Origin of the sequence: Protofrankia sp. Cr1 (genome assembly GCF_963555865.1) — a bacterium.
In the GTDB taxonomy this organism is placed as follows: Bacteria; Actinomycetota; Actinomycetes; order Frankiales; family Frankiaceae; genus Protofrankia.
Genome location: NZ_CAUVXO010000198.1, coordinates 5,811 through 10,386, shown reverse-complemented (window position 1 = coordinate 10,386; position 4,576 = coordinate 5,811). Strand labels below are relative to the sequence as shown.

The following is a 4,576-nucleotide window of genomic DNA, read 5'->3' as shown; positions in this document are numbered from 1 at the left end:
GACCAGGGCGATGAGCGTGAGCACGGCTATCGCCACGAGCCTGCCGACCGACCATCGCGACCGTCGCCGGTAGTGCGGCGCGAGACCGTGCAGGTCCCCCCCGCCACGTTCGTAGCCGGTGGTCGCCCGGGAGCCGTCGACCGCAGCCAGCCCCGGGTGGGTGGCGTCGGGGTAGCGGTCGGGGTAACGGTCGGGGTAGCCGTCGGACGGGGCTGGCTCCTGGCCGGGCTCCGGTAGGTACGCCGCGAGCTCGCGCAGCTCGTCCAGCATGGCGGCGCCGTCGGCGGGCCGCCGGTTCGGGTCGCGTGCGGTGGCGCGGAGCACGAGCGTGTCCAGTGCGGCGGGGATGCCCGGAACGGCTGCGGACGGCGCGGGAACATCGCCGTGCACGGACTGGTAGGCAAGCGACATCGGGGTGCTGCCGCTGTGGGGCAACTGCCCGGTCAGCATCTCGTACAGCACGACTCCGGCGGCGTAGATGTCGCTGCGGGTGTCGGCCGAGCCGTCGCTGACCTGCTCGGGTGCGAGATAGCCGACGGTCCCCATCACGACACCTTGTGTCATGGCGTAGGTCGCCTGGTTGACGGGCCGGGCGAGCCCGAAGTCCGCGACCTTCACCTGGCCGTCGTTGCCCAGCAGGATGTTCTCCGGCTTGATGTCACGGTGTATGAGGCCGGCGTCGTGGGCGGCCGTGAGAGCTTCGAGGACCGGCTCGATGATCTCGACAGCCTCGGCCGGGGTCAGTCGACCGCGGTTGCCGATGTGCTGGCGCAGGGTCTGCCCCCGGACAAGCTCCATCACCAGATAGATGACATGCCCGTGGGGCCCGTTGTCACTGCCCTGATCGAGGATGGAGACCGCACGCGGGGTGTTCAGCCGCGCCGCGGCGGTGGCCTCTCGGTGGAAGCGCCGGACGAAGTCCTGATCGTGCGCGAAGGCGGGATGCATGACCTTGAGAGCGACCAGCCGGTCAAGCCGGTTGTCGTGCGCGACATAGACCGTCGCCATGCCGCCTACCGCGATGCGTTCCTGCGCGGTGTAGCGCCCGTCCAGTAACCGTCCGATGACGGGGTCTGTGACGGTCGCGTCCATATGGCACAGCTTACGATCGCGTGCTCCGGTCGCGGGCATCCGGTCGGATGGGGCCCGTTGTGATGTGCCGGTGGGGCCCGTTGTGATGCGCCGGCAGCTGTCATGCGCAGGCAGATCGAAACCGCGGGGAAACCTGCGCGGGGAAACGAGTGCCGGGCTACCCTCGCCGACATGGAGCGGATTGTCGTCGTGGGCGCGGGACTCGCCGGGGGCCGGACCTGCCAGGAGCTGCGGGCTGGCGGGTATACCGGGACGCTGACCCTGCTCGGTGCCGAGGACCACCTCCCATACGACCGACCGCCACTGTCAAAGGCCGTGCTCGCCGGACGCAGGGACGACACCACGTTGCCTGTTGACCTGGGCGATGTCGAGCTGCTTCTCGGCCGCCGCGCCACCGGGCTGCGGCCGGGGGCCCTCGACACCGATCGTGGTCCGCTCGATTTCGACGGCCTGGTCATCGCCACCGGTGCCGATCCGGTGCGGCTGCCCGGTGACGGGCGCCAGCGGGTACTGCGCACCATCGACGATGCCCGCGCGTTACGGGAGGTCCTGCGTCCGGGCCTGCGGCTCGCGGTGGTCGGGGCGGGCTGGATCGGTGCGGAGGTGGCTACGGCCGCCGCGGCCGCCGGTGCGGCGGTGACCGTCGTCGAGGCTGCGGACGTCCCGTTGGCGCAGGCGCTCGGGGACGAGGTCGGCTCCCGTATGATCGACTGGTATGCCCAGGCCGGCGTGACGTTGCGGCTGGACACCGAGGTCCACGCCGTCCAGCCGGACGGGCTTGCACTCGTCGGCGGCGAGCACCTGCTCGCAGACGAGATCGTGGTTGGCGTCGGGGTCCGGCCGGCCACCGGTTGGCTCGTCGGTTGCGGGCTCGCGCTCGACCGTGGGGTCGTCGTGGACGAACACCTTGCCGCGGACTGGTCCACACCGGTTGTCTGCGTCGGCGACAGCGCCGCATGGTGGTCGCTGCGCTACTCGACACGGATGCGGGTCGAACACTGGGACTGTGCCCAGCAGTCACCGGTTGTCGCCGCGGCCACCCTGCTGCGTGCAGACGCGACTACACCGTTGCGTGCAGACGCGACTACACCGTTGCGTGCAGACGCGGGTACCCCTCCGGAGGACGTCGCGGTCTATGACCCGGTGCCCTATTTCTGGTCCGACCAGTTCGATCGAATGATCCAATTTGCGGGTCGCCGCCCGGCCGACGCGAAGCCGGTGTGGCGTGGCGACCCGAGCCAGCCCAAGGGTTGGTCGGCGGGCTGGTTCGACGATGCCGGCCAGCTGGCGGCTGTGGTCGCCGTCGGGCGACCGGCCGATGTCGTGCGTGGCCGGCGCCTGATGGTCGCCGGTGCCACGATCGACCCGACCCGGTTCGCGGACGCGTCGACACCGTTGGGCTGATCCGGCCGCGCGTAGGCGAACATGCGCGGGTAGGAACATGATTGCGCGGCTGTTGGCCCGATGGGCGAGCAGCGACCGGTATGGTCATGAGTCATCGGTGTTTCGGGACGAGACCCCCGTCGGGATGCCGCCCGGGCGATTACTACAGTTCCTGCGTGCCCCGCATTCACCTGGTCTCGAACCTGCCCGGCGCGAGCGTTCTCGGCGACCACCTGCGGGGCGCTGGGCTCGGGCCCACCTCCGCGAGATCCGCCGACGCCCTCCTCGTGCTCATCGATCGGCCGCTCGACGGGGTCGAACAGGACGTGTTGGATCGCGCGCGCCAGTCCGTCCCCGTGCTGCTCGCCGGCCCCACCCTGCGGTCGCTGCCACCTGACAGTCCGCTGGTCGAGGCGTCGGGGCTGCTTCCCGGGCGAGTGATCCCGGCTCACGAGCTCAGCCTGATTCCCGGCCCGGACGGCGGTGACTTCACCGCCCGTATCGGCGACTTCCGCCCGGTCGACCAGTGGGTCATACCTGACAAGATTGTCGACGACGTGCAGCAGTTGCTGATGGTTCGCCACGAGTTGGCCGATCATGCGGTGTGCACCTGGCGTCCGTCCACGGGGCTGGGCATGTTCACCCTCGGCTCGGGCGGCCGGGTGCTGGCTGATCCGGCATACCATCGGCTGATCGGGCGGTGGCTACGCCACGCCCTCGGGGTCCTTGATGCGCCGCCGGTGCGGGTGGGGCTGCTCGGCACGGCCGACTCCGCCGCCGCCCACCACATGGCCGTCGAGGCGACCGAAGGCCTGGAGATGACCGCTGTCTGTGACGGTGGGTCCCGTCCGTCGGGTCGTGGTGGCGACCGCGGTGCCCGCCGGATCGCCAATCCAGCTGAGTTGGTGGCCGACCCCGAGGTGGGTCTGGTCATCATTGCCACGCCGACCCACACCCATGCCGAGTGGGCCATGCGGGCGCTGGATGCCGGAAAGCATGTCGTCGTCGAACAGCCCTTCTGCCTGGCCACCCAGGAGGCTGACGATCTCATCTCCGCCGCGGCCGAGCGCGGCCTCGTCCTGGCCGTGCACCCCGACCAGCGAGACGATCCCGGCTGCCGGGCACTGCGGGCCGCGGTCAGGTCGGGCGCTGTCGGCGACGTGCTGTGGCTGGAGACGTTCCAGGGTGCGTTCGCGCGTCCCGCCGGAACCTGGCATGACGACGTCAGAGTGAGCGGAGGCGTCATCTACGATCGCGGGTTCGCCCATCTGGACTTGATTCTCGACCTGCTGACCGAACCCGTCGAGTGGGTGTCGGCATCCGCCCACAAGCGGGTCTGGCACCACGTCAGCAACGCCGACCATATCCGGATCCTGCTCCACTTCGCCGACGGTGCCGAAGCGCAGGTCACGATTTCCGACCTCGCCGCGGTGGCGTGGCCGAGGTTGCATGCCATGGGCGCTACCGGCTCGATCGTCAGCGAGGTCATGACGGAGTCGGCGGGGCCGGGCTCGCGATCCGGGCGGCATTCCGAGCGCACGCCCGAGGCCTTCCCCGCCCCGTTGAACCTGGTCACCGGGGACGGAAACCGGACCCGCCTGGCGTTTCCGCCACCGGCTACCTCGGGCTTCCACAGCGAGCTGGCGGACCGCCTGGTCTCGGGCTGGCCGATGCCGTATCCGGTGGAGGCGGCCCGGCGGGTGGTGGCCGTGATGGAGCGGCCACCCGATCGGTGGCCGCAGGCGCGGCCCCCGTCACCCCGGCGTGACCAAGAGCCGTTGCCCGGTGTTTACTTTGACCGTGGATTGGCTGACACTGCCCGATGTCGCTGACATGCTCGGGCTGCCCATCACGCGGGTACGACAGCTGGTGGGAGACCGCAAGCTGCTCGCCGTACGCTCAGCGGGCGTCCTGCGGGTGCCCGCTGAGTTCATCGTGGATGGAGCGATCGTCAAAGGTCTTCCCGGCCTGCTGACGGTGCTGACGGACGCGGGGTTTTCCGATGAGGAGGCGATCGACTGGCTCTTCCGGGAAGACCCGACCCTGCCCGGTACCCCCGTGCGGGCGCTGGCGGAAAACCGTGGCCGGGAAGTCAAACGCC

General features: G+C 70.2%; 4 protein-coding genes. 3 read left to right on the top strand and 1 reads right to left on the bottom strand.

Features of this window, described 5'->3' with window-relative positions:
* The coding region (locus tag U9980_RS15885; protein WP_322768629.1) for a protein kinase domain-containing protein at window positions 1-1,092 on the bottom strand (1,092 nt) is incomplete at its 3' end.
* Between the two features lie 171 nt (window positions 1,093-1,263).
* Here U9980_RS15885 and U9980_RS15880 point away from each other — a divergent pair.
* The 3 genes from U9980_RS15880 to U9980_RS15870 all read left to right on the top strand — a co-directional run.
* Window positions 1,264-2,496: an NAD(P)/FAD-dependent oxidoreductase gene (locus U9980_RS15880; RefSeq protein WP_322747449.1), complete on the top strand. Its 1,233-nt coding sequence runs from the start codon at window positions 1,264-1,266 to the stop codon at window positions 2,494-2,496.
* Between the two features lie 155 nt (window positions 2,497-2,651).
* Entirely contained in the window at window positions 2,652-4,307 is a 1,656-nt protein-coding gene (locus tag U9980_RS15875; RefSeq protein WP_322768628.1) for a Gfo/Idh/MocA family oxidoreductase, read from the top strand.
* Window positions 4,276-4,576: Rv2175c family DNA-binding protein (locus U9980_RS15870; protein ID WP_322768631.1), on the top strand; the 301-nt coding region annotated here is incomplete at its 3' end. The genes U9980_RS15875 and U9980_RS15870, both read left to right, overlap by 32 nt.

What these genes read in the sequence shown, in the direction of transcription:
- U9980_RS15880 (WP_322747449.1), top strand. Translation starts at nt 1,264, where the DNA reads ATGGAGCGGATTGTCGTCGTGGGCGCGGGACTCGCCGGGGGCCGGACC.